Source organism: uncultured Parasphingorhabdus sp., assembly GCF_963975555.1.
Lineage (GTDB): Bacteria > Pseudomonadota > Alphaproteobacteria > Sphingomonadales > Sphingomonadaceae > Parasphingorhabdus.
Genome location: NZ_CAXBHH010000002.1, coordinates 41,512 through 65,135, shown reverse-complemented (window position 1 = coordinate 65,135; position 23,624 = coordinate 41,512). Strand labels below are relative to the sequence as shown.

Annotated in this window: 20 protein-coding genes; 7 read left to right on the top strand and 13 right to left on the bottom strand. The window is 57.6% G+C overall.

The window, feature by feature from the left end; translation table 11 throughout:
• The first annotated feature begins 54 nt into the window (after window positions 1–54).
• Window positions 55–960 (top strand): alpha/beta hydrolase, encoded by a 906-nt coding sequence (locus tag AAC060_RS05725; protein WP_339823951.1) that lies wholly within the window; start codon window positions 55–57, stop codon window positions 958–960.
• A gap of 60 nt (window positions 961–1,020) precedes the next feature.
• On the top strand, window positions 1,021–2,373 hold the full coding sequence (locus AAC060_RS05720) for a hypothetical protein (protein WP_339823949.1): 1,353 nt from the start codon (window positions 1,021–1,023) through the stop codon (window positions 2,371–2,373).
• Between the two features lie 28 nt (window positions 2,374–2,401).
• On the opposite strand, the gene AAC060_RS05715 is transcribed toward AAC060_RS05720, so the two are convergent.
• The 3 genes from AAC060_RS05715 to AAC060_RS05705 all read right to left on the bottom strand — a co-directional run bounded on the left by AAC060_RS05715 (window position 2,402) and on the right by AAC060_RS05705 (window position 5,126).
• Entirely contained in the window at window positions 2,402–3,706 is a 1,305-nt protein-coding gene (locus tag AAC060_RS05715) for an FAD-dependent oxidoreductase (RefSeq protein WP_339823946.1), read from the bottom strand.
• Between the two features lie 121 nt (window positions 3,707–3,827).
• On the bottom strand, window positions 3,828–4,553 hold the full coding sequence (locus AAC060_RS05710) for a hypothetical protein (RefSeq protein ID WP_339823944.1): 726 nt from the start codon (window positions 4,551–4,553) through the stop codon (window positions 3,828–3,830).
• 3 nt (window positions 4,554–4,556) lie between these two features.
• Window positions 4,557–5,126 carry a hypothetical protein gene (locus tag AAC060_RS05705; protein WP_339823942.1) on the bottom strand — a complete coding sequence of 190 codons (570 nt, stop codon included), beginning with the start codon at window positions 5,124–5,126 and terminating at the stop codon, window positions 4,557–4,559.
• A 202-nt stretch (window positions 5,127–5,328) separates the two neighbouring features.
• Here AAC060_RS05705 and AAC060_RS05700 point away from each other — a divergent pair, with 202 nt between their 5' ends.
• Window positions 5,329–7,350, top strand: a complete 2,022-nt coding sequence (locus AAC060_RS05700) for a GMC family oxidoreductase N-terminal domain-containing protein (protein ID WP_339823939.1) — start codon at window positions 5,329–5,331, stop codon at window positions 7,348–7,350.
• On the opposite strand, the gene AAC060_RS05695 is transcribed toward AAC060_RS05700, so the two are convergent.
• The 5 genes from AAC060_RS05695 to AAC060_RS05675 all read right to left on the bottom strand — a co-directional run bounded on the left by AAC060_RS05695 (window position 7,347) and on the right by AAC060_RS05675 (window position 12,355).
• Window positions 7,347–8,084, bottom strand: coding sequence for a peptidase (locus AAC060_RS05695; protein ID WP_339823936.1), 738 nt, complete (start codon window positions 8,082–8,084; stop codon window positions 7,347–7,349). The genes AAC060_RS05700 and AAC060_RS05695 overlap by 4 nt on opposite strands.
• Before the next feature lie 37 nt (window positions 8,085–8,121).
• The gene (locus AAC060_RS05690; protein ID WP_339823933.1) at window positions 8,122–8,922 is read right to left on the bottom strand and encodes a transglutaminase family protein; all 801 of its coding nucleotides are present in this window, start codon (window positions 8,920–8,922) and stop codon (window positions 8,122–8,124) included.
• Between the two features lie 2 nt (window positions 8,923–8,924).
• Window positions 8,925–9,875, bottom strand: a complete 951-nt coding sequence (locus AAC060_RS05685) for an alpha-E domain-containing protein (protein ID WP_339823930.1) — start codon at window positions 9,873–9,875, stop codon at window positions 8,925–8,927.
• A 13-nt stretch (window positions 9,876–9,888) separates the two neighbouring features.
• A complete protein-coding gene (locus AAC060_RS05680) occupies window positions 9,889–11,286 on the bottom strand; it encodes a circularly permuted type 2 ATP-grasp protein (RefSeq protein ID WP_339824705.1) in 1,398 nt (465 codons plus the stop codon).
• Between the two features lie 118 nt (window positions 11,287–11,404).
• Window positions 11,405–12,355: an oxidoreductase gene (locus AAC060_RS05675; protein ID WP_339823927.1), complete on the bottom strand. Its 951-nt coding sequence runs from the start codon at window positions 12,353–12,355 to the stop codon at window positions 11,405–11,407.
• Between the two features lie 128 nt (window positions 12,356–12,483).
• Between AAC060_RS05675 and prfB the strand changes: the two genes are divergently transcribed.
• Together prfB and AAC060_RS05665 are read left to right on the top strand one after the other, a co-directional pair.
• The gene (gene prfB, locus AAC060_RS05670; RefSeq protein WP_339823924.1) at window positions 12,484–13,611 is read left to right on the top strand and encodes a peptide chain release factor 2; all 1,128 of its coding nucleotides are present in this window, start codon (window positions 12,484–12,486) and stop codon (window positions 13,609–13,611) included.
• Window positions 13,612–13,658: 47 nt separating this feature from the next.
• Window positions 13,659–14,432, top strand: a complete 774-nt coding sequence (locus tag AAC060_RS05665; protein WP_339823921.1) for a class I SAM-dependent methyltransferase — start codon at window positions 13,659–13,661, stop codon at window positions 14,430–14,432.
• Between the two features lie 11 nt (window positions 14,433–14,443).
• Here the strand turns inward: AAC060_RS05665 and AAC060_RS05660 are convergent, their stop codons facing one another.
• Window positions 14,444–14,659 (bottom strand): hypothetical protein, encoded by a 216-nt coding sequence (locus AAC060_RS05660; protein ID WP_339823918.1) that lies wholly within the window; start codon window positions 14,657–14,659, stop codon window positions 14,444–14,446.
• Between the two features lie 140 nt (window positions 14,660–14,799).
• Complete coding sequence (gene lepA, locus AAC060_RS05655; protein WP_339823915.1) at window positions 14,800–16,629, bottom strand: translation elongation factor 4; 1,830 nt, start codon at window positions 16,627–16,629, stop codon at window positions 14,800–14,802.
• Between the two features lie 585 nt (window positions 16,630–17,214).
• Here lepA and AAC060_RS05650 point away from each other — a divergent pair.
• Both AAC060_RS05650 and AAC060_RS05645 read left to right on the top strand, forming a co-directional pair.
• The gene (locus AAC060_RS05650) at window positions 17,215–17,391 is read left to right on the top strand and encodes a hypothetical protein (protein ID WP_339823912.1); all 177 of its coding nucleotides are present in this window, start codon (window positions 17,215–17,217) and stop codon (window positions 17,389–17,391) included.
• A gap of 158 nt (window positions 17,392–17,549) precedes the next feature.
• Window positions 17,550–18,944 carry a porin gene (locus tag AAC060_RS05645; RefSeq protein ID WP_339823909.1) on the top strand — a complete coding sequence of 465 codons (1,395 nt, stop codon included), beginning with the start codon at window positions 17,550–17,552 and terminating at the stop codon, window positions 18,942–18,944.
• A 281-nt stretch (window positions 18,945–19,225) separates the two neighbouring features.
• On the opposite strand, the gene AAC060_RS05640 is transcribed toward AAC060_RS05645, so the two are convergent.
• The 3 genes from AAC060_RS05640 to AAC060_RS05630 all read right to left on the bottom strand — a co-directional run bounded on the left by AAC060_RS05640 (window position 19,226) and on the right by AAC060_RS05630 (window position 23,604).
• Window positions 19,226–20,272, bottom strand: coding sequence for a substrate-binding domain-containing protein (locus tag AAC060_RS05640; protein WP_339823906.1), 1,047 nt, complete (start codon window positions 20,270–20,272; stop codon window positions 19,226–19,228).
• A gap of 158 nt (window positions 20,273–20,430) precedes the next feature.
• On the bottom strand, window positions 20,431–21,054 hold the full coding sequence (locus AAC060_RS05635; protein ID WP_339823905.1) for a GNAT family N-acetyltransferase: 624 nt from the start codon (window positions 21,052–21,054) through the stop codon (window positions 20,431–20,433).
• Window positions 21,055–21,075: 21 nt separating this feature from the next.
• On the bottom strand, window positions 21,076–23,604 hold the full coding sequence (locus tag AAC060_RS05630; protein WP_339823904.1) for a PBP1A family penicillin-binding protein: 2,529 nt from the start codon (window positions 23,602–23,604) through the stop codon (window positions 21,076–21,078).
• Window positions 23,605–23,624 lie beyond the last annotated feature (20 nt).

The window sequence follows — 23,624 nt, the reverse complement described above, 5'->3', positions numbered from 1 at the left end:
GTGCTATAACAGATTTAACTGGTTGGTTAAAGCGTCCTCGTGCAAGATAAAAATATGGAAAAAAATGTCTCATGGAATCCCGAACCGTCGAGTGGCATCGCGGTGGAATGGATCGAAGCCAACGGCCAGAGTTTCGAAGTGGCAACCGCGGGTGCAGGCAAAAAGCTCGCCCTTTGCCTGCATGGCTTCCCCGAACTGAACCATAGCTGGCGTCACCAGATGCCGATGCTCGCCGAGATGGGCTACCGCGTCTGGGCGCCTAATTTACGGGGCTATGGCGGATCAAGCAGACCGGAGGGTATCGAATCCTATCGCCTGAACATATTGGTCCAGGACATCGCAGCCCTGATCGATGCCAGCGGCGCGGAAGAAGTCACCTTGATCGCCCATGACTGGGGCGCGATCATCGCCTGGCATTTCGCGATCAAAAAGATACGCCCGCTGACCAGACTGGTGATCATGAATGTGCCGCATCCAAAATGCGCGCAACGGGAAATGCGGCACTGGTATCAGCTCAGGAAAAGCTGGTATATTTTCTTCTTCCAGATCCCGTGGTTGCCCGAAAAATTGTTCGGACGAAACGGAGCGGAACCTATCAAACAGGCCTTTTCCAATATGGCCGTCGACAAAAGCCGCTTTCCCGATAGCGAATTGCAAGTCTACGCCGACGCCGCCAGCCGCCCCGGCGCCTTGCGCGCGATGATCAACTATTACCGCGCCCTGCTCCGCACCAAGGACGTGCGAGAGATCGGCGACGGGATTGTAGATATCCCGACCCTGATGATCTGGGGAGAAGAAGATGCAGCAATCGACATCCGCTGCACCGACGGCACCGAAGAGTGGGTGCCAAATCTAGAATTGCACCGCCTGCCCGGCGTGTCGCACTGGGTGCAACAGGAAGCGCCGGAAAAGGTGAACGCGATATTGCGGGGTTGGTTGGACAAACCAGACCAATTTTAGATTAATTTGAGTATAAGGGCCACAATAGTTAAGACATCCAAAAATAAATGGGAGACTGACATGGCGGACCTACCTGATTTAATGAACCCTCAACGGGCTCGGCTGTTCCCCATTCTAGCAGACACTTCCAAAGAAGGCAGAACACTCTCTATTTTCTTAGCGACGCTCACTTTCGTTAGAGGTTTTTCTCAAAATCTATTTAACTCAATTAACCAAAGAATTGGATCGACCACGATAATTTCGACTTACACGGAAGTGAACTTCAACAATCTGACTGACAAAAAGCTGGGACGGCCAGATGGTTTGATCGTTTTAGAAACCGGAAAACGCACTTGGTCGGCGCTCGTTGAAGCAAAAGTGGGAAAGTCCGAGATATCAAACGATCAATTGGAGCGCTATTTGGATATAGCAAAATCGAAAAAAATTGATGCCGTGATAACAATCTCGAACCAATTTGCGACAGTACCCGACCATCATCCAGTCAAAATCATCTCAACAAAATTCAAGGGCATCGGGCTATATCACTTTTCCTGGATGCAAATAATGACTGTGGCACGGTTGCTAACTGCAAATCAGGACATTGAAGATGAAGAGCAAGCAAATATCCTAAAAGAATTCCTGCGTTTTATAAGTCACCCAAGCGCAGGGGTGGAAGGCTTCTCTCAAATGCCGAAAGCATGGAGTGCAGTGTGCGCTCTAGTGCAAGCTGGCGGAAAACTGGTGCGCAACGATGACCTCAATGCCGTCGTTGAAGCTTGGCAGCAAGAAACAAAAGATCTGAGTCTTATCCTTAGCCGTCAACTCGGTACATTTGTGCGTGAAAAACTATCACGCGCAGAATCTTCAAGTCCGGGAGCAAAGTTCGAGAGCGACGTAAAGGAACTCGTTTCGAAGCAGGCATTGGCTATCAATTTGGACGTGCCTGATGCGGCATCACCCCTATCGGTGATAGTCGATCTACGCCGTCGCTCCATTCTAAACTCGATGTACGTCAAGGCTCCCGGCGATAAAGTCTCGAATAAAGCTCGCTTGAATTGGCTGTTACGACAGATCCCCAAACAGGCAGATTCAAAAGCACATATCAGAATGTATTGGCCCGGATCTTCACCAACCACTCAGCTGCCCTTGAGTGACCTACGAGAGAACCCAGACAGGATTGGCGAAGATAAAGGCAAAATGACGGTCGTCGGTTTTGATGTTATCATGCCGGTAGATTTGGGCAATCGGTTCGGCCAAACCAGAACAATAATCCAAGAGTTAGAAACTTCAGTCCCACATTTTTATGAATCGGTGGGCCAGCATATACGGCAGTGGGCTCCTCCACCTCCGAAACTGTCGCAAGAACGAGTCAGTCCAGAGACTGTAAGCCCCAATACAATATCTGAAAATACGAATTCGATTGAGGCAGAATAAGCCGGATAAATTATTTTGGAAATCTACATTAACCCCGCGCTGCAATCATGTCGGCGATATCGGTAAATTTCTCGCGCGGTGAACCGTCTCGTGCTCTCGCAATTTCAGCTTCCTCGATTTTCTTCCAGTCGCGGAAGGTGACCGCTTCTACGCCGCGCTCGTCGAGCAATCGATCCAGTCCTGCGCGGCCTTCCTTCCGATTGCCCGAACCGATATCTTCGGCGATGGCATCGACAATTGCAAAGCCGTCCGGCTTGTTGGTCCCGATGGTTCCCGACGGGCCGCGCCGCGCCCAGCCGACGCAATAGAGGCCGGGCAATATCCGTCCGTCGGTATTGGCAAAACGGCCGCGACCATGTTCATAGGGAACGCCTTCGATCGGCGGGGTGCGATAGCCGATGCAGCTGATCACCATCTGGCAATCAAGCTCGTACTGTTCGCCGGTCCCGTTGGAGCGCATATCGGCATCCAGCACGGTGCGCTCGATGACCAGCTTCTCGACCTTGCCGTCTCCGCGAATTTCAACCGGCATGGCGAAAAAATCGAAATCAATCTGGATCGGCTTGTCGAGCAGTTCCCCAGCCCGCTCGTAAAAGCTGCGCAAATGGGTGACCGATTTGCGCATGCCGGGTTCGAGCATCGCATCATCGCCTTCATCGGGAAAGTCGAGTGGATCGACGACCGGACGCGCCTGATGCAAATGCCCCAGTTCACCCAGTTCTTTCGGTGTCATCGCGATCTGGTGCGGGCCGCGCCGGCCCAGCAGAGTGATCTTCCTGATCTTGCTATTCTTCAGCGCATCGAGCGCGTGGCTGACAATATCGCTGCCGGCAAATTCATCTTCGGTCTTCGCCAATATCCGCGCGACATCGAGAGCTACATTGCCATTGCCGATGATCGCGACCGATGTGGCGTCGAGCGGCGGATCGAGATCCTTGAAATCCGGATGGCCATTATACCATCCGACAAAAGCAGCGCTGCCGATGACACCGGGAAGGTCGCTGCCGGGGATATCGAGAACACGGTCATTCGGCGCGCCGGTTGCCAGCACCACGGCGTCATAGAGGCCCTGCAATTCGGCAACACTGACGTCCTCGCCAACCGTGACATTGCCGACGAAGCGCACATTGTCGCCAAGATTGGTTTTCTCGTAGCGTCGCGAGACGGCCTTGATCGATTGATGGTCGGGTGCAACGCCAGTGCGGATCAGACCGAAAGGGACGGGTAGCCGGTCGATAATGTCGACCGCGACCTCTTCACCAAATTTCTTCTGCGCGGCTTCTGCCGAATAATAGCCTGCAGGTCCCGATCCGATGATCGCAATATGACGCATTATGCTGCCTCCCCGATTATCTGGCCCGATTGGCTCTCGCCCATGCTAACGCCATAATTTCAAAAGAAAAGCAAAAGCATGGCTGTCATTTTCGGGAGGCCGGGCTGCTTCACATGCCGTTCTAGCCGGTTACATTGGCCACATTGTAACGCAGCGCTTCCTCTTCGGTCAGGCAGCGACGGGTCGCCTTGTCGCTGTCACCGCTTTTGACCGCGCTGGTTTTATACATGACTTCCGACAATAATTTGCGCGAGACACCCATGCGGATCAGAAAGTCATTGTCTTCTGTCGCTAGCAGCGCACTTTCCTGCTCCACTTCGCCGATCAGGCCGACTGTAGAATCCGTCCCCATCTCGATGCTGTAATTGATCGCGTTGCGATCGCCGGTCATGGTGAACATATGGACCATGAAATGGGCGCCGGGTTCGACGATCCTCGCCCTGCCGCCCATGAACACGAAATTGCACGCGCTGAAACAGGTCCATCCCTTGGGAATGCGGGTGATGATAGAGGCATCCGCCTCCCGGATCACGCGGCCGGCTTCATTGCCCGCTCTTGCCACACCGCCGGGCGAGCGCAGCCAGATTTCGGAAATATCCGGGTTCTTCGCCAGCGCCTTGCGCAACCGGTCGGGCAGCCCGGCATCAATCGCGCCCTCGGCGAGCAATATCTTGGTGCCTTTGCGATCCACGGGAGTCAGTTCCATCTTCGCAGACGACGACCAGTTGGGATAGCGCGGGCAAGTCGGATTGTCCGGATCCATGCCGGGCTTTACATCACTGGCGCCCATGACCAATAAAGAGGCAGTGGCAATTACGGCTCTTATGACTTTGCTTCTATTGCTCATTTTTTAGACCATCACAACATAGCGCGTTTCACCGGCACCTTTGCACATCCGCTTCGACACGCGGGTTTCTTCGCCATCGACAATGATGACATCGGTGATGCTCATGCAACTTGTGCCATCTGCCGTTTGCGTTTTTGATGTCGCGGTAGAACTTCCCGATACATTGGCACGTGTCTGACTGGTCCATTCCGCGCTGCTGCCAACTTCTGCGGATCGCGTCACGTCGCGCGTCGCATCCGCCGCTTGCAACTGCTCGTCAGGATCAAGCTGGCACGCGATACTGTTGGTCAGCGTGTCCGCTACTTCTGCCCGGGGAATATAGGATCCGATGACGCCCATGCTGCGCGTGGCCCGCCCGGTAAAATCTCCGATCATGTTACCCAATATGGATTTGCCAATCGAGTTTGCCGGATCGGTGGCGCAATCCTTCGACGCGCTGCCGGCGCTCGTGCTCGACGATCTCTTTTTGAACAACCCGCCAAATTGTGCCGAAGCGGGCGCGGGAATCGCCAGTGCCGCAACAGATATAGCGACGACCAGTTTGGAACGGAAACGACGGACTTCTTTTCGCATGACAAACTCTCGATTGTTATGAACATAACATATCCTATCATCCGCGCTGTCACAAGCAGTGCCTTTAATCACATCCTGACTAAAACCCGGATAGAAAAATCGCAGCATGCCGCAACCGGTGTGGCATAGTCATGGACGATCACGCTCCGGAGGATTATAGCGCAACAATAGACACCCCGGGTCGCACCGAGGGAGAGGGAAATTGCAGAAACCATTCAATCGACTGCAGGCGCTGATCATAAAGGCGACGGCAGAAGCTCTGTTTCACGACCGCAAAATGGTGATTTCCGCCGACCAGGTGGTCGAGAACCTGCAGGAACATTTTTCCAACATCGACGGCGACAAGCCGGATGAAATCGGGATGGCGCTCTATGGCTTGTTTCTGGTCCTCGGCGGCCCGCTTTTCCTGGTCGCGACACCGGCTTTACGAAAAAGACTGATCAACCGGCGGCTGCGGAACGCGCGGATCGATCTGTTCCAGGATATTGCACGGACCAAGGGCGTCATCCTGGCCGGCTATTATGGCCATTGGCAGCATGGCGATGAAGAAGAGAATTTCGACAACCCGGTCTTGGCCGACCTCGCTTACGAACTGCCGGCGCAACGTGACCGCTCCGCCGCCGGTGAACGTCCGGTTCGTCGTGAAACGTGCCGCGATCTGACCGCCGAAGTCTTCGTCGGCCATCAGGCCATCCCGGAAGAAACCGATGTAATCGTAATCGGTTCCGGCGCTGGCGGCGCCGTTGCTGCTGCTGCGGTCGCCGACGAGGGGCACGAGGCATTGATCATCGAAGCCGGCAGCCATTATCCCTCATCCCGCATCACCCATGAAGAAGCACGGATGACCGCGCGTCTGTTCAAGGATGGCGCCCTGCAAACAACATCCGACCGCGACATCATCGTGTTTCAGGGTCGCGTCGTCGGCGGCTCCACCGTCATCAACAATGGCATCTGCCTCCGGATGAAGCATGAAGGGCTCGTCCATCCGGACGCCGAAGATGTTTATGATATCTGGTCAAAGCTCGGCGCTCCGGTCGGAGAAGCGGAACTTGCGGCCAGTTACGAGGCGGTAGAAAATGCGCTCGAAGTATCGGAAATCGACCATGTCACCGGTCGCAACAACGGTCCGCATCTGATCGACGGCTGGAACAAATATGCGGCCCAATCGAGCGACCCGATGGACCACAAGGCGGTCACCGCCTGGTTCAGGAAAAACTACGGACCGAAAACAGCGGATAGCGAATGCGTATATTGCGGCTATTGCAACACCGGTTGCCCCTATGGCCGGAAAAAAGCGATGCCGGAAAGCTTCCTGACCCATGCGACCAGCGATGCGCGCGACAAGCCGGCCCGGATATTGCACAAAGCCGAAGCTACCGAAATCCTGTGGGGCGAAGGCGCCAATGGCAAGCGGGTCGCAAAGGCCGTCGAGATCAGGCTCGCCAACGGCCAGAAGCGGACAATTCGTGCCCGCAAAGGCGTGGTGGTGGCAGCCGGAGCGCTCGCCTCCAGCAATCTGCTCTACAATAGCGGTATCCTGCAATCAGGGACCAATATCTCGCTCAACATCGCCTGCCCGGTGGTCGCCCTGATGCCCGAGGGCATGGACGTGAACGTCTGGAACGAAGACCAGATGGCGACCTATGTCGATCGCGGTGATTTTCTGATCGAAAGCCATTTCCAGCCGCCGATGAGCATGGCTACGCTCGTGCCGGGATGGTTTGAAGACCATTATGAGCGGATGAAAAATTATAACCGGCTGGTTTCCGCAGGCGTCCTGTTTCCCGCCGACCGGCTCGGCTATATGGAAAATGGCAAGCTCAAGCTGAAAATCGGCGAGGAGGAGCTGGCTCTACTGCGCCGCGCGCTGGCGACAATGACCAAGGTGCATTTTCTCAACGGCGCAATCGAAGTCTACCCAGCCCTGCTCCGTGGCCAGACGCTGACCTGTGACATGAGCCATGACGAGATTGACGCCTTTTACGAAGAGGCAATCGTCGAGCCGGATGATGTCGTCCTGTCGAGTTCCCATCCCCACGGCGGCAATGCGATCAACATAGACCCGCATAAGGGCATTGTTGATCTTAACCAGCGCGTGCACAATACAACCAATTGCTATGTTGCCGATGCCAGCGTGATGCCAAGCTGCATACGCGTCAACGCACAGCTCACCACGATGGCGATGGCGCACAGGGCGATGGCGGGAAAAAGGCGCTTCGGTTAATTTTTAAAGCTGAAATCGGGCAGTGATTGAAACGCATTTTTCAATGCATCCCCCCAGCCTTCAGAAATTGCCTGAAAATAGGGATCGTCTTTTTCGATCCTCTGCTGTTGCGTAATCGCAAAACAGTCGGCTTCATAGACCTGCATATCGAGCGGCAGATCCACCGCCAGATTGGCACGGATTGTAGAGTCGAAAGAGACCAGCAACAGCTTCACGGCATTTTCGAAGGACATTTCGGGGTCGAAGCCGCGGACCAGAATCGGACGGCCATATTTGGTTTCGCCGCTTTGGAAAAACGGGCTGTCATCGCTGGCTTCGATGAAGTTGCCAGCAGGATAAATCAGAAAAAGCCTCGGATCACTGCCTTTGATCTGGCCGCCGAGAATAAGCGTCGCGCCAAAGGGGGATTTCGCTTCCTGACCCTGATGAGAATAGGTTTTGACGACTTCGCGCAATGTGTCTCCGATGATCGTCGCAACCTGAAACATCGACGGCGCCTGCAGGATCGAAGGATTGCGGTCATCAGGATGTTTACCGCGCTCGTCGAGCAAGCTCACCACCGCTTGCGTGGTCGCCAGATTGCCCGCCGAAAGCAACGTGATCACCCGCTCTCCGGGCACTTCCCAGCTTGTCAGCTTCTTGACTTGGGCAATATCGTCGACGCCCGCATTGGTGCGGGTGTCCGACATAAAAACCAGACCACGTTTCATCCGCAGTGCCACGCAATAGGTCATTTATAATGGTTATCCCTGATCAATATTCGCGGTCTCTCTACTGCTGCACTTGCAGGCTGACAATCATATCCTCACTGCCCGCACCATATCGCAGGCCGCTTATCGGCGATGCATCGCGATAATCCAGGCCTGTGGCGACCCGGACATAGCGTTCGTCCGGCGAATAGCCGTTGGACACGTCAAAACCGACCCAGCCGATATGCTCGACATAGGCTTCCGCCCATGCATGTGTTGCATCCTGATCTACCCGGTCGCTCATCATCAGATATCCGGAGACATAGCGCGCAGGAAATCCCAGCGAGCGCGCCGCGGTGCAGAAGATATGGGCATGATCCTGACATACGCCGCCACCGACCTTAAGAGCCTGCTCAGCAGTGGTTTCAGCATCGGTCTCGCCAGTCTTGTAAGCGACCTTGTCGGTAACCAGAGCCGATAACGCATGCAGCCTGGCAATGTCGCCGTCATAATCCTGATCCAGCGCTGCAACCAACTTACCGGTTTCGGCCTCGGGCCTGGTAAGCGCTGTCGCCCTTTTGAAGTACCACAACGGAGCAAATCCGGCGTGGCGTCCGATAACGCCGCTGCCATCGGTATTTTCAACCTCGCCGGTGCAACGAATGACGATTTCGCTCCGCCCGCGCTCGATGTTGATCAGATCAACATGATTGCAATGTTGATCTTCGAAGGACAATTCCAGCGCGCCGCCTTCAATCTCGATATTCCATTCCAATATCCGCTGACCGGGCCTTTCCTTCGGGCGAAGGCGCAACTGCTGCAAGCCATATTGCACGGGCTTGTCGTAATTATAGCGGGTTTCGTGATTAATTTTCAGCAGCATATTCAGCTTATCCTGTCTTGAAAATTATAGTCGGTCTCGATCTGGGCAGCGAGGCTGTTATTGGCCGCCAGAAATTCGATGATGAACTCGTGCAGGCCGGCTTCAAAAATATTCTGCACAGGCTGGCCGAGCAAGCGGTCGCAAATATCGTCCGCCAGACGGTGTGACGTCACCTCATTTCCATATTCCCGCTCCAGATGACCGAGATTATCGGATATCTGTGCATAGCAAAATGCCAGCGACCGCGGCATCTGGCGGTGAAGGATCAGATATTCGGCGACGCTTAACGCGCTAATATCCGAACCGTTGAGCCACCGGTAGGAGCGTTGCGCAGAGACAGATCGCAATATGGTTTCCCACTGGACATTATCCACAGCGGTACCGATCTGCGCGATCGAGGGGAGCAACAGATAATATTTCACATCCAATATCCGCGCTGTACTGTCCGCCCGCTCAATGAACGTGCCCAGCCGAATAAAATTAAAGCCGTCGTTCCTCAGCATCGTGCCCATTACAGCACCCCTGACCAGCGAGCTTTGCTGGCGAACGACAGCCAGGACATCTGGCAAATCCCGCTCTTCAACCGGACTGGCGAGAGCTGTTTTCAGGTTCATCCAGGCTTCGTTAGTGGCTTCCCAGACTTCTCTTGTCAGGGCTATGCGCGCGGTGCGGGCGCTGTCCCTCGCCTGCTTTATCAGTGAAATGACGCTACCCGGATTGCTTTTGTCCCGCAGCAGAAAGTCGATCACTTTAGCCGAGCTATAATCCTCGTGCTTCGCCAAATAGCTCTTCTTGGCGCCAGAAGAGGCCAGAATCGAGGCCCATTCATCGACTGAGGAAGATGAGTGGGTCAATGCGATGCGGAAACCCGCTTCGATCAAACGGGCACTATTTTCTGTCCGCTCGAGCAGACGCGCCATCCAGAAAAGACTTGCGGCGGTTTTGCCTAGCATGATCCCGCCCCCCTCATTCTTCCAGTACCCAAGTATCCTTGGTCCCCCCGCCCTGGCTGCTGTTGACCACCAGAGATCCTTCGGTCATCGCAACGCGGGTCAGGCCGCCGGGCGTAATATCAATACGATCGGGAGACACGAGCACGAACGGGCGCAGATCGACATGTCGTGGCGACAGTCCCTTTTCGGTAAAGATCGGTACCGTCGAAAGCGCCAGTGTCGGCTGGGCAATATAATTGCTGGCATTGCCGATCAGCTTGGCGCGGAATTCCTCGACTTCCTTTTTGGAAGCCGCCGGTCCGACCAGCATGCCATAGCCGCCCGATCCGTGCACTTCCTTGACCACCAGTTCCGCCAGATGCTCCAGCACATATGCAAGCTGGTCCTTCTCCGAACAGCGCCATGTCGGAACATTTTCCAACAGCGGCTTCTGGCCGGTATAAAATTCGATAATGTCCGGCATGTAGGAATAGAGCGCCTTGTCGTCGGCAATACCGGTGCCGGGTGCGTTGGCGATGGTAATCCCGCCGGACCGATAGACATCCATGATTCCGGGCACGCCGAGCATCGAATTGGGCAGAAAATTCAGCGGGTCGAGATAATCGTCATCGATCCGCCGGTAGATCACGTCGATCGGGGTATAGCCTTGTGTCGTGCGCATCGCGACGCGCCCGTCGACAATCTTCAGGTCATGACCTTCGACCAGTTCCGCGCCCATCTGGTCGGCGAGAAAGCTGTGCTCGAAATAGGCGCTGTTGTGGATGCCCGGGGTCAGGACAGCAACCACCGGCTTGCCTTCGCATTTTGGCGGCGCACAGGCGGCCAGCGACCGGCGCAAATTATTCGGGTAGCGGCTCACTTCCTGCACGCCGATCTTGGCAAACAGTTCGGGGAACATGTGCAGCATCGTTTCCCGGTTCTCCAGCATATAGCTGACCCCGGAAGGCGTCCGCGCATTATCCTCGAGCACGTAAAATTCACCCGGCCCGGTCCGGACAATGTCGGTGCCGATAATATGAGTATAAATTCCGCCGGGCGGGTTAACGCCGATCATCTCCGGCAGGAAGGCAATATTATTGGCGATCAGCTCGACCGGCACACGGCCGGCGCGCAATATCTCCTGACGATGATAGATATCATAGAGGAACGCGTTGATCGCCTTGACCCGCTGCTCGATACCGCGCGACAATTTGCGCCATTCACGGGCAGATAATATCCGCGGAATAACGTCGAACGGAATCAGCCGTTCATCGGCTTCGTCCTGGCCATAGACATTGAAGGTGATGCCCGTCTTGCGGAAAAAGGCCTCGGCATCGTCAGTCTTGCGATGGAGACGTTTGACATCTTCCTTGTCGAGCCATTCTTTATAGTCGGCATAAGGTTCGCGAACGACATCGTCGCTACCCAGCATTTCATCGAACAAACAATTTCCCCCTTCATTAGGCGTTCAATTGTCTCCTCCCGCTCCCTGTCTAACGGGGGAACGCGCGATAGGCAAAGACAATCAGGGAAAAGCGATCGGGCAGCAACTATACGGGATAACGAACGCCGGTCATTTCTTCCGAAACATCCCAAAGCAGTTTTGCCAGTTCTATCCGCTTGGCCTTAGGTCTGGGCTGCACCTCACCCGCTGGCCCGGTCCACTCGCCATTGCGGCTGGGTCCGAAATACTGCCCTCCCTCGACATTTTTTCCGGTGGCGGCGGCCAGCGTCGGCCACGCGCCCTGTGCGGCGCTGTTCATGAACAGGCTCGACACCGGCCGGAACAGGGAAACCAGGACAGCCGGAAAATTCTTGGTCAGTTCGGTATCGGCAACGCCCGGATGACAGGCGACCGCCTTGATCGGGGAATCGACCGCGCGCAACCGCCGGTCGAGTTCGTACATGTGCAGCAGATTCGCCAGCTTGCTCATCGCGTAACGACTCCAGCGACTGTAGCCCTGCTCTGCATTGATATCGTCAAAATCGATCCGGCCGCTGCGATGCGCCATGCTGGCGGTGATCACCACCCGCGGCTCCTGACCCTTGGCCAGCTTGTCCAGAAGCAGTCCGGTCAGCGCGAAGGTCCCGAGATGATTGACGCCAAATTGCGATTCAAAACCGTCGGCGGTCTCTTCGCGCGGCGGCATCATGATTCCGGCATTATTCACCAGAACATCCAGCCTCGGCTCTTTCTCCACAAGCTTTGCCGCGCTGCGGATCGATTTGAGATTGCCCAGATCCAGCGGAATGAACCGCAGGTCCGCCTTCGGATAGACAGCGCATATGCTCGCCATCGCGGTTTCTGCTTTGTCCTCAGAACGGCACCCCATCAGCACCCGCGCGCCCTTGCCCGCCAGCACTTTGGCGGCCTCGTAACCCAGACCGCTATTCGCCCCGGTGATAAAATAGACCCGCCCGTTCTGCTCGACAACATCCTTGTCGGTAAAATTGCTGATCGCCATGCCGCCTGTCTCCTGTACCCACGCTGCTTCTACCACATAAACCTGAATCCGGAGACAAAATCCTCGCCGTAAAAATCCGTCCGATCCCCCCGGCCAGACCGCACACCACTTTACTTCCCGCCGATATCGTCTAATCGCAGCAACCAATAGCTTTGGAGAATATCATGCGTGCCGACGCGCAAGCCTTTGTCGACCGGATCGACGCCGCTCTTACCCTGATCAAGACCGCGCTCAACTGGGATGTCGCGCTGCGGCGTCTCGACGAGCTCAACGCCCGGGTCGAGGATCCGACCCTGTGGGACGACCAGACCGCCGCGCAAGCGGTGATGACCGAACGCCGCCGCCTCGATGAATCGATCAGCGCCGCCCGCGAAATCCAGCAGGAACGCGACGACGCGCTCGAATTTATCGAGATGGCCGAGGAAGAAGGCGATGCCGGCCTCGCCGATGAAGGCGTCGCCACGCTCGAAAAGCTCGCCACCCGCGCCGACCGCGACAAGGTCAAGGCCCTGCTCTCCGGCGAAGCCGACGGGCTCGACACCTATATCGAAATTCACGCCGGCGCCGGCGGCACCGAAAGCCAGGACTGGGCCGAGATGCTCCTGCGCATGTACCAGCGCTGGGCCGAGGCCCGCGGCTACAAGGTCTCGATGGTCGATTATCAGGCCGGCGACCAGGCGGGGATCAAATCCGCGACGATCGAGGTCAAGGGCGAGAATGCCTATGGCTATGCCAAGACCGAGAGCGGCGTCCACCGGCTGGTCCGCATCTCCCCGTTCGACAGCGCCGCCAAGCGCCACACCAGCTTCTCCAGCGTCTGGGTCTATCCGGTGATCGACGACAGTTTCGAGGTCGAGATCAACGAAGGCGACCTGAAGATCGACACCTATCGCGCCTCCGGCTCCGGCGGCCAGCACGTCAACACCACCGACAGCGCCGTCCGCATCACCCACGCCCCCACCGGCATCGTCGTCGCCAGCCAGAATGACCGCAGCCAGCACAAGAACCGCGCCACCGCGATGGGCATGCTGAAGGCCCGCCTGTTCGAAGCCGAACTGCAACGCCGCGAAGCCGAAGCCTCGGGCGAATATGAAGCCAAGACCGAAATCGGCTGGGGCCACCAGATCCGCTCCTATGTCCTGCAACCCTACCAGATGGTCAAGGACCTCCGCACCGGCCACACCAGCAGCGCCCCGAGCGATGTGCTAGACGGCGGCCTCGATGATTTCATCGCAGCCACGCTCGCGCAGAAGGTGACCGGTGAAGCGGTTGATGTCGAGGATGTGGACTAGGAAAAACCCCATTGCTCCTGCCGAAAGCCTCGCCTATTCAGCGCAGCATGTCTCTGCCTAAGACCAGCTTCGCGCTATTCGCAATAACCGGCATCTTGCTGGCCACATCATTGACAGCCTGCAAGCGGGTGCCGGATGCGGATGCAAACCGCGCCGATAGTGCGCGCGCTTACCCGCCGGCTTCGCGGCCGGTGTCGGATCTCGCCGGCAATCAATGGTCGACCGAGACCGCACGCGACAAGCGGGGCGAGGCGGAGGAGATTATGACGGCGGCGGGGCTGGAGCAAGGCATGACGGTCGCCGATATCGGGGCGGGCGAAGGCTATTATACCGTGCGGCTGGCCGAGAAGGTCGGCGCGGCGGGGCGGGTGCTGGCGCAGGATATCGACGAGGAGGCGATTTCGCGGCTGGGCGAGCGGGTCAGCCGGGAGAGTCTCGACAATGTCTCGATCAAGCTCGGCGCGCCGGATGATCCGCGGCTGCCGGAGAATAGTTTCGACCGGATTTTTCTGGTCCACATGTATCACGAGGTGCGCGAGCCTTATGCCTTTCTCTCGCGCCTGCGTCCCGCTCTGCTTCAGAAGACCAAGGCGCACGGTGCCGGGGAAGTGATCGTGGTCGACGTCAACCGCGATGTTGCCCAGCACGGCATCCCGCCCAAGCAGCTGTTCTGCGAGTTCGAGGCGGTCGGTTACGAGCTGGTCGGATTCATGGAGCGGCCCGAGCTGGGCGGCTATTTCGCGCGCTTCCGCGCCAAGGGTCCGGCGATCGAACCGGACCAGATCAAGCCCTGCCCCTATCAGCGGGACAGCGGCTCATAAGCGGTGCAAAGTCAGTCGGCTTTCAACCCGTCGATCCATTTGCTTTTATGCCGCCGCGCTTTGCGCGCCAACCGCTGCCAGTGACGCCGGTCCCGGGATGACAGCCTGTCATCGCTTGCCCGATCACCTAGGACGACGGGCGCATCCTCACCATATTTGGAATAAAAATAGCGTATTTCCTGATCGTCCTTGGCGCGGCGATGAGCTGGTTCGAATAAGCCAAACATGAATGGTTCCCGATCTTGAGTCTGGTCCCTCTCCTGCTTTCTATCTATCCGCCCATAGACTATTTTCCGTTTTCCTTCAATTGATACCGGTCATCCGCTCGTTTCGGAAACGCCTTTAAACAAAGCTTTCCAACAAAAAACTAGCCCTCGTCGCCCATTTTGAGTGCCGCGATAAAGGCCTCCTGCGGGATACTGACATTGCCATATTCGCGCATCTTCGCCTTGCCCTTCTTCTGCTTGTCGAGCAGCTTCTTCTTGCGGCTGATATCGCCGCCATAGCATTTGGCGGTCACATCCTTGCGCATCGCCGAGATGGTCTCGCGGGCGATCACCTTGCCGCCGATGGCGGCCTGGATCGGGATCTTGAATAGATGGCGCGGGATCAGGTCCTTGAGCCGCTCGCACATATGACGACCGCGGAATTCGGCAGCGTCGCGGTGGACGATCATGCTCAGCGCATCGACGGGATCGCCGTTGACCATGATGTTCATCTTGACCAGCTGGCCGGTGCGCAGGCCGATCTGGTGATAGTCAAAACTCGCATATCCGCGCGAAATGCTCTTCAGCCGGTCGTAAAAGTCGAACACCACTTCGTTGAGCGGCAGTTCGTAGACCACTTGCGCGCGGTCGCCGACATAGGTCAGGTTCTTCTGCACCCCGCGCCGGTCCTGGCAGAGTTTCAATATGCCGCCGAGATATTCGTCGGGGCAATAGATGGTCGCCTCGATCCATGGCTCTTCAATCTCGCGAATCTTGACCACGTCCGGCATGTCGGCCGGGTTGTGCAGGAACTGCTCGCTGCCGTCGTTCATCTGGATCCGGTAGACCACCGACGGCGCGGTGGTGATGAGGTCGAGATCATATTCGCGGGTCAGCCGTTCCTGAACGATCTCCAGATGCAGCAGCCCGAGGAAACCGCAGCGGAAGCCCTGCCCCAATGCCGCGCTGGTCTCCATCTCGAAGGTGAAGCTCGCGTCGTTCAGCCGCAGCTTGCCGATGCTTTCGCGCAATTTCTCGAAATCCGCCGCGTCGACCGGGAACAGCCCGCAGAACACCACCGACTGCACTTCCTTGAAGCCCGGCAAAGCCTCGGGCGCCGGATTTTTGACCGTGGTGATCGTGTCGCCGACCGCGGTCTGGCTGACTTCCTTGATCTGCGCCGTGATGAAACCGATTTCGCCCGCCGCCAGTTCCGACAATTGCTCGATCTTCGGCCGCATGCAGCCGACCCGGTCGACCAGATGCTCGGTGCCCTGGGCCATGAACTTGATCTTCAGCCCCTTGGTCAGCACCCCGTCGATCACCCGCACGAGGATGACCACGCCGAGATAGGGATCATACCAGCTGTCGACCAGCATTGCCTTGAGCGGCTTGTCGCGGTCGCCGCCCGGTGGCGGGATTTTCGCGACAATCTGCTCCAGTATATCCTCGATGCCGATGCCCGACTTGGCGCTCGCCAGCACCGCATCCGACGCATCGATGCCGATGATTTCCTCGATCTCGTGCCGCACCCGTTCCGGCTCGGCGGCGGGCAGATCGATCTTGTTGAGCACCGGAATAATCTCGTGATCATGCTCGATCGACTGGTAGACATTGGCCAGGGTCTGCGCCTCGACCCCCTGCGCCGCGTCAACCACCAGCAAAGCGCCCTCGCAAGCCGCCAGGCTCCGCGACACTTCATAGGCAAAGTCGACATGGCCCGGCGTGTCCATCAGGCTGAGCTCGTAATCCTCGCCATTTTTCGCCTTGTAATGCAGCCGCACCGTCTGCGCCTTGATCGTGATCCCGCGCTCGCGCTCGATATCCATATTGTCGAGCACCTGCTCGCTCATCTCGCGCGCGGTCAGCCCGCCGGTCTCTTGGATCAGCCGGTCGGCGAGAGTCGATTTGCCATGATCGATATGGGCGATGATGGAAAAATTGCGGATATGGGACTGTTTATAGGCCCGGGTAGAGGATGGTTCGGTCATGGCCAGCCGTTAGCAGGGGCGCAGAGCAATGTCAGCAGGAAACGTCCGCCCCGCGTCCCACAGATCGGGTCGCGATATTCTGCGGCGGCGACAATCGAACTTCACACACTTTACACGGTTATGAATTTGAAAAGGTCCAGGGTTTTTCGGGTGTGATTTCGGCAGCATTTCCGGACTGACATCCGCCGATTCGTTCAGTTTCCGCGCCGCGCCGGTGAACAAGGGGAGAAAGGGCAGCCGATGATAGCCCGGGACGTGCCGTTTCCCCTTCCGCCGCAATGTTGGAGCAGGATTTAATTTTCAAAGAGCCATTTTGAATATGCCATAAGCGCCGACCTGTAGGAAAGCATTTTGCCCCCCATTTTCCTCCCCGTCGCGCAGCGGTGGGGAGGTGGCAGCCGGAACGGATGACGGAGGGGCAGGCGCGGCAACAACGGCCTTTCGAGGATCGGCATGATCCCCGAGGCCAGCGCCACGCCCAACCGCCCCCTCCACCATCCTGCGGACGGTCCCCCTCCCCACCGCTGCGCGGCAGGGAGGAAAGGGTCGCTTGCCCGCCTCCCCGCAAGCCGCTAAATCCACCCCATGCGCACCCGTCTCGCCATCTGCCGCAAGAAAAAGCGTTTTGCCAGCGAGGCGGACGCAATCGCGGCGGCGCAGGGTGCGACTATCGTCCTCCGTCCCTATCTTTGTGATCGCTGCTTTCAATATCATCTGACCAGCCGGACCAAGGGCAAGCGCCGCCTGCCTGCTGCCGGTTGAGCTGTGCGGTTTCACCCTTGCCCGGCGACAACGCCGTCCCTCGGCCCCTCCCCGCCCGCGCTCTGTCACAAACGTGAAATAAATATGCCATGAAAGAGAAACGCTGCGGTCATAGATCGCTCACTATCATGTAATGTAAAGGCAACGGACAGGCGATTATGAAAAACCATATGCTCAAGACAATAGGCCTGCTGGCCGGGACGGCGGCGATCGGGCTTTATCCCGCGTCGGCGATGGCGCAGTCGATCAGCAGCGAACAGGCAGCGGCGCTGCTGAGCAAGCTGAACCAGCTCGAGCGGGAAGTCGCCGATCTGAAGGCGCAGCTTGGCAATGTACAGCAGAGCCAGCAGGCATCGACCAGCGCGATTGCCGCGACGGAAGCAAAGATCGCCGCGACCGAGGAGAAGTTGGAGCAGCAGAAGCCGGCCAAGATCGCCTTCAAGGGCGCGCCCGAGATCAAGGGAGAAGACGGCTGGAGCTTCAAGCCGCGCGGCCGCATGCTTTATGACTTTGGTACCGTCAATGCGCCCGACAGCATCGTCGATGACGGGCTAGGCTTTGCCAATGAAGCGCGGCGGGTCCGGCTCGGCGCGTCGGGATCGATCCCGGGTGGCTTCGGCTACAAGCTGGAAGCGGATTTTGCCGGCAACGAGGTTGACCTGACCGATGCCTTTTTCACCTATGAAGACGGCGGGCTGACGGTGACAGCGGGGCAGCATAATAATTTCCAGGGGCTGGAAGAGCTCTCGAGCAGCAACGACACCAGTTTTATCGAGCGCGCCGCCTATACCGATGCCTTCGGTTTCGAGCGGCGGGTCGGGCTTTCTGCGCAATATGGCGTGTCGGACCTGTTGTTTCAGGCCGGTATATTCACCGCCAATATCGGTGATCTGAACAATGACGAGAACAACAGCGTCGGTTTCGATCTGCGCGCCGTGGCGATGCCGAAATTCGGCGATGTCCAGACCCATTTCGGGGCGTCTTACCATTATCGCGATCTCGGTGACACGGTCAGCTCGCGCCGCTATCGCCAGCGCCCGGCGGTCCATTTCACCGACACGCGCTTCATCGACACCGGCAATATCGCCGACGCAGAGTCCGAGACCAGCTACGGGCTCGAGGCGGCGGTAATCTCCGGTCGTTTCCACGCGGCGGCAGAGGGCCACTGGCTCAACCTGAACCGCAGCGGCGCGCTCGCCGATCCGACCTTCTTCGGTGGCTCGGTCGAGGCAGGTTTCTTCCTGACCGACGACACGCGCGGTTACAAGGAAGGCGTGTTCAAGGGCGTCAAGGTGTCCAATCCCGTCGGCAAGGGTGGCCTCGGCGCTTGGCAGGTCAATGCGCGCTATGATCGTCTCGATCTGGTCGATGCCGGCTTTGTTGGCGGGACGCAGGATGCCTATCAGGCATCTTTGATCTGGACTCCGGTCGATTACGTCCGCTTCCTGCTGAGCTATTCCAAGCTCGACTATAGCAATGCGGCCATCCTGGCGGCGGGCGACGGCGACTATTCGGTCGACAGCTTCGCCGGACGGTTTCAGATAAGCTTCTGATCCTCGCCGCCGTCTGCAGCGATGCTGCGCTGGTGGTGGCTGATAACATAAGGGCGGTGACGGTCCGCGGGTCTCCCCGCTCGCCTCACCGCCCTTTTTGCGTTCGGTTGTCACGACAGCGAGACCGTCCCGCCCGGATGAGTCTGTTGGGTAAAGCTTCCTATCCAAGACCTACCCGCACGAAAAAGGGGGCCGTTGTTGCCAACAGCCCCCTCAGGATCGTCATCACCTTATGTCTAGTTCAGGCGGCGACTCCTTTTTCTTCGAACGCCGTTTAGCGCCTATTTCAGCACGTCTTTTTTAAGCAACGGCAGATTTTTGGTCGCTTCCGTCATGGTAACGCGGGTTGCATCGGGCGAAGCGATCAGGCCGGCCTTGACCAGATAGCCGTCGCGGGTTCCCGCCTTGACGAATTCCGTGATAAATTCCTGGATGCCCGGGATCACGCCGATATGCTGTTTCTTCACATAGATGTAGAGCGGACGGGCGCCGGGATATTGGCCGGACGCGATTGCGTCATAAGCGGGTTCAACGCCGGAGATGGCAATCCCGCGCACCGTATCGAGGTTTTCCTCGAGGAAGCTGTAACCGAAGATGCCAAGTGCTTTCGGGTTTGACTTCAGCTTCTGCACGATCAGATTGTCATTTTCGCCCGCGTCGAGATAGGGGCCGTCGGAGCGGATGTCGTGGCAGATGGATTCATATGCATCCTTGTCGCTTTCCTTCAGCGCCTTGGTCGCAGCGTCGGTCTTGCAGCCAACTTCCATGATCAGCTCGGTCAGCGCATCGCGCGTTCCCGATGTCGAAGGCGGACCGTAGACGCTGATCGCGATAGACGGCAGCGATGCGTCGACATCCGACCAATTCTTGCTCGTATTTTCCTTGCCGAACGGCTTGGCTGCAATGGCCTTGTAAATCTGTTCGGGGGTCAGCGTGAAGCTCGGCCCTTCCTTCGATTGCGCAATGGCGATTCCATCGATGCCGATATTGATTTCGACGATGTCGGTGACACCATTTGTCTGGCACAGTTCAAATTCTGACGCCTTCATCCGGCGCGATGCGTTTTCGATATCAGGCGTATCCGCGCCAACGCCGGAGCAGAACAGGCTCATGCCCGCGCCGGTCCCGGTCGATTCCAGCACCGGTGCCTTGAAGCTGTTCGAGTTGACGAAATTTTCCGACACCGCCTTGGCGAACGGGAATACGGTAGAGGATCCGACAATCCGGATCTGGTCACGGCTGCCGCCTCCGCCAGCGCCGCCGGCCTGGTTTTCACAGCCCGCCAATGTCAGCGAAGCCAGAGCGATTAATGCAATCTTGTTTTTCATCGATAATTCCTTTGCCCGAGGTTGATTTCGCAATGGATATGCCTGCGCAACCTTTCGACTAGGCGATTTAGCGGTGCTCAATGACCGTTGAATTACAGATATATTTCACAATTGTGGCAGCCGTCCGGGTGCTGGCGGAAATCCAGGCAACTCCGAAACTAGCGCGGAAGCCGCTGCATCGCCTCCAGCGGCGGACTGTCGGGCGTCGCATGGAAGAGTTCGACCCGCTCGAAACCGAGGCTGGCGTAGAAACGCCGGTTCGCCGGATTGCTGTTCTCCAGATAGGTCAAGGTTCCACTGCGGTCGCAGGCTTGCAGCACCGGCTCGACCAGACGCCGGCCCAGCCCCCTGCCCCGTCCGGCACCGGCAACCCCGACGGTGAACAGATAGGCATGCGGTTCTTTGATATGGTGTCTGGCCATGGCGTCGCCCGCCGCCTTGCCCCGCTGCAACGCGCCGAGGCCGCCGCTGGCGAACAGTCCCCAGTAAGTCTGCAACGTGCCGCCCAGCGTCGCGTCGGCCTTGTCGCCGGGCATCAGCCACATCGCCGCAGCGCGGCCTTCGCCGTCTTCGTTGAGTATCTGGCAAAAGCCGTTGGGCGCGTAAATATGGCGCGCGAGATTGGCAAAGGTCCGCTGCATCGGATCAAAGCCGCCGAACAGCCAGTTGTTGAACGGATCGTCGCGAAAGGCGTCCGCAGTGATGCTAGCCAGCGTCGAGACACTCTCGCCGCCAACGGTTTTGATGCCTTGTGCGGGCGCAATGTCCGATGCTTTCAGCATCGGTATAGGGAATCGCTGGCATTAATAGATGCCGCCTTCGGCTTGCAGGAATTCATCATCATTTTTCGCCGGACCGCGATTGCGATTGGCTTCCGCGGCACGGGCCTGCGCTGCTGCGCGCTGTGCGATCAGCTGCGCCTTGCGGGCTTCCAGACGGGCCAGAAGCTCGTCCTTGCGGATCGAACGGCGCGGTTCGGTTTCGGGTTTGAAGACATCCCAGATAACCGCAGATTTCGGATCATCGGTCGGCCATCCACCATAGACGCGCTTGCCAGATCTGCGATCAACACGCACCATCCGCACACCCTTGGGCGCGACAAACGGCGTTTTCGGCATCCCGGCCATCGCCTTTTCGGCAAAACGCCGGAAAATCGGTGCGGCCAGCGTACCGCCCTGGGCATAGCCACCCATGTTGCGTGGCTGGTCAAATCCCAGATAGACACCGGCAACCATATCGGGCGAACCGCCGACGAACCAGACATTGGTCGGGCCGCTGGTCGTGCCGGTCTTGCCGAACAATGGCCGCTCGAGACTTTTCAGATTTTGCGCGGTTCCGCGCGTGATCACGCCCTGCATGATGTCGATCATCTGATAAGCCGTCATCGGGTCCATCAGCTGTTTTCCGGCGGGACGCGGACGCGGCATGGGTTGTCCGTCCCAGTCCCGCATATTGCAATTTTCACAGGCCCGCTTGTCGGCGCGGAAAATCACCTTGCCGTGGCGATCCTGAACAAAGTCGATAACCGTCGGCTTCAGTTCGCGGCCATGATTAGCAAGCATCGAATATGCATTGGTCAGCTTCATCACCGTGGTATCGCCGGCGCCGAGAGCAAAGGCCAGATACGGTTTATAGTCACCGATCCCCATGGTCTTGATCGTCTTTACGACATTTTCCATGCCGGCATCATTGGCGGCGCGCACCGTCATCAGGTTGCGCGATTGTTCGACTCCCCAGCGCAGGGTCTGTTCGCCCGCACCACGTGAATTACCGAAATTCTGGAAACATTTGCGACCGAGCGCAGCCGATTGGTACACGCAAAAGGGCTCGTCGGGGATCAGAGTCGCGGGGGTCATGCCCTGATCCAGCGCGGTCGCGTAGACAAACGGCTTGATCGTCGAACCAGGCTGGCGTTCTGCCTGCGTGGCGCGGTTGAACGAACTCATCCGGTCGTCAAAGCCGCCCTGCATCGCCCAAACCCGGCCGTTGCGAGGATTCTGCACCACCATTCCGCCGGAAACTTCGGGAACATTTTCAAGCTTGAAATTGCTTCCGCCCACCGGACTGACGGCGATAATGTCACCGGCCTTAAGCGCACCGGGAACCGAATTGATCCGGCCCGTCGTGCCATCACTGAAGCCTATTTCGGCACCACCACCGGTGGTCCGGATAGCGACAGCGATCTGCCAGTTTTCATAATCGGTGTTGATAAAGGTCGAGTTCAGCCGCTGGGCCCATTGCTCGTCGATCTCGATCTTGTTGATCGGACCGCTCCACCCCTTGCCGCTGCTATAACGCAGCAATCCGCTGCGCAGCGCGGCCTTGGTATATTCCTGCAATTCGGGATTGAGCGACGTGCGCACCCACAGACCGCCCGAATAGACGCTATAGGGTCCCGCTTTTTCGTTATCGCCAAATTGCTCGATCAGCTGGCGCCGCACTTCCTCGATAAAATAGCCGCCAACCCGTTCGAAACGGGGCCCCGAACGCGAAATGGCGCCGAGTGGCTGTGCCACGGCGTTTTCATATTGCGTGGATGTGATCCAGCCATTGTCGCGCATTCCGCCCAATACCCAGTTGCGCCGGCCAATCGCACGCTGTTCGTGCGCTTCGGGGCGATAGTTGGACGGACCTTTGGGCAGAATTGCCAGATAGGCGATTTCATGCAGCGCCAGCGCATCAACATCCTTGCCAAAATAGGCCTGTGCGGCGGCCTGTACGCCATAAGCATTACGACCGAGGAATATCTGGTTGAGGTAGAGCTCGAGAATTTCCTCCTTGGTCAGCACGTCCTCGATCCGGTAGGCCAGGATCGCTTCGCGTACTTTACGGCGATAGGAAACTTCGCTGGTCAGCAGGAGATTTTTCGCAACTTGCTGGGTTATCGTGGAGGCCCCGATCGGCCGCCCGCTGTTGGTAATATTGCTCAGGATCGCCGTGGCGATACCCGGATAGTCCAGTCCACCATGTTCGAAAAAGGTACGGTCTTCAGCAGCCAGATAGGCACGCACCAGTAGCGCGGGATATTCCGAAAATTCCAGCTGCACCCGCCGTTCACGGGCATAGCTGTGAACCGGTTCACCATCATAGGCGCGGACCATCGTCGGCAAAGGCGGCTCATAGGTTTGCAACGCCCTCGCATCGGGTAAATCGCGGGCAAAGATGACCCAGATCAGGAGCCAGCCCAGAATGCACAGACCGAGAAAAGCCACGAGCAACCGGAACCATTTCTTTTGCCAGAAATTTTCGAGCCGCTCGAAAAGGCTGCCGGTGCTTCGTTCCAGCTTGTAAGCGAGGCTTTCTCCAGCCGTATCTGACGCATCTTTTACCATAGGCTGCGCTATCTAAACCG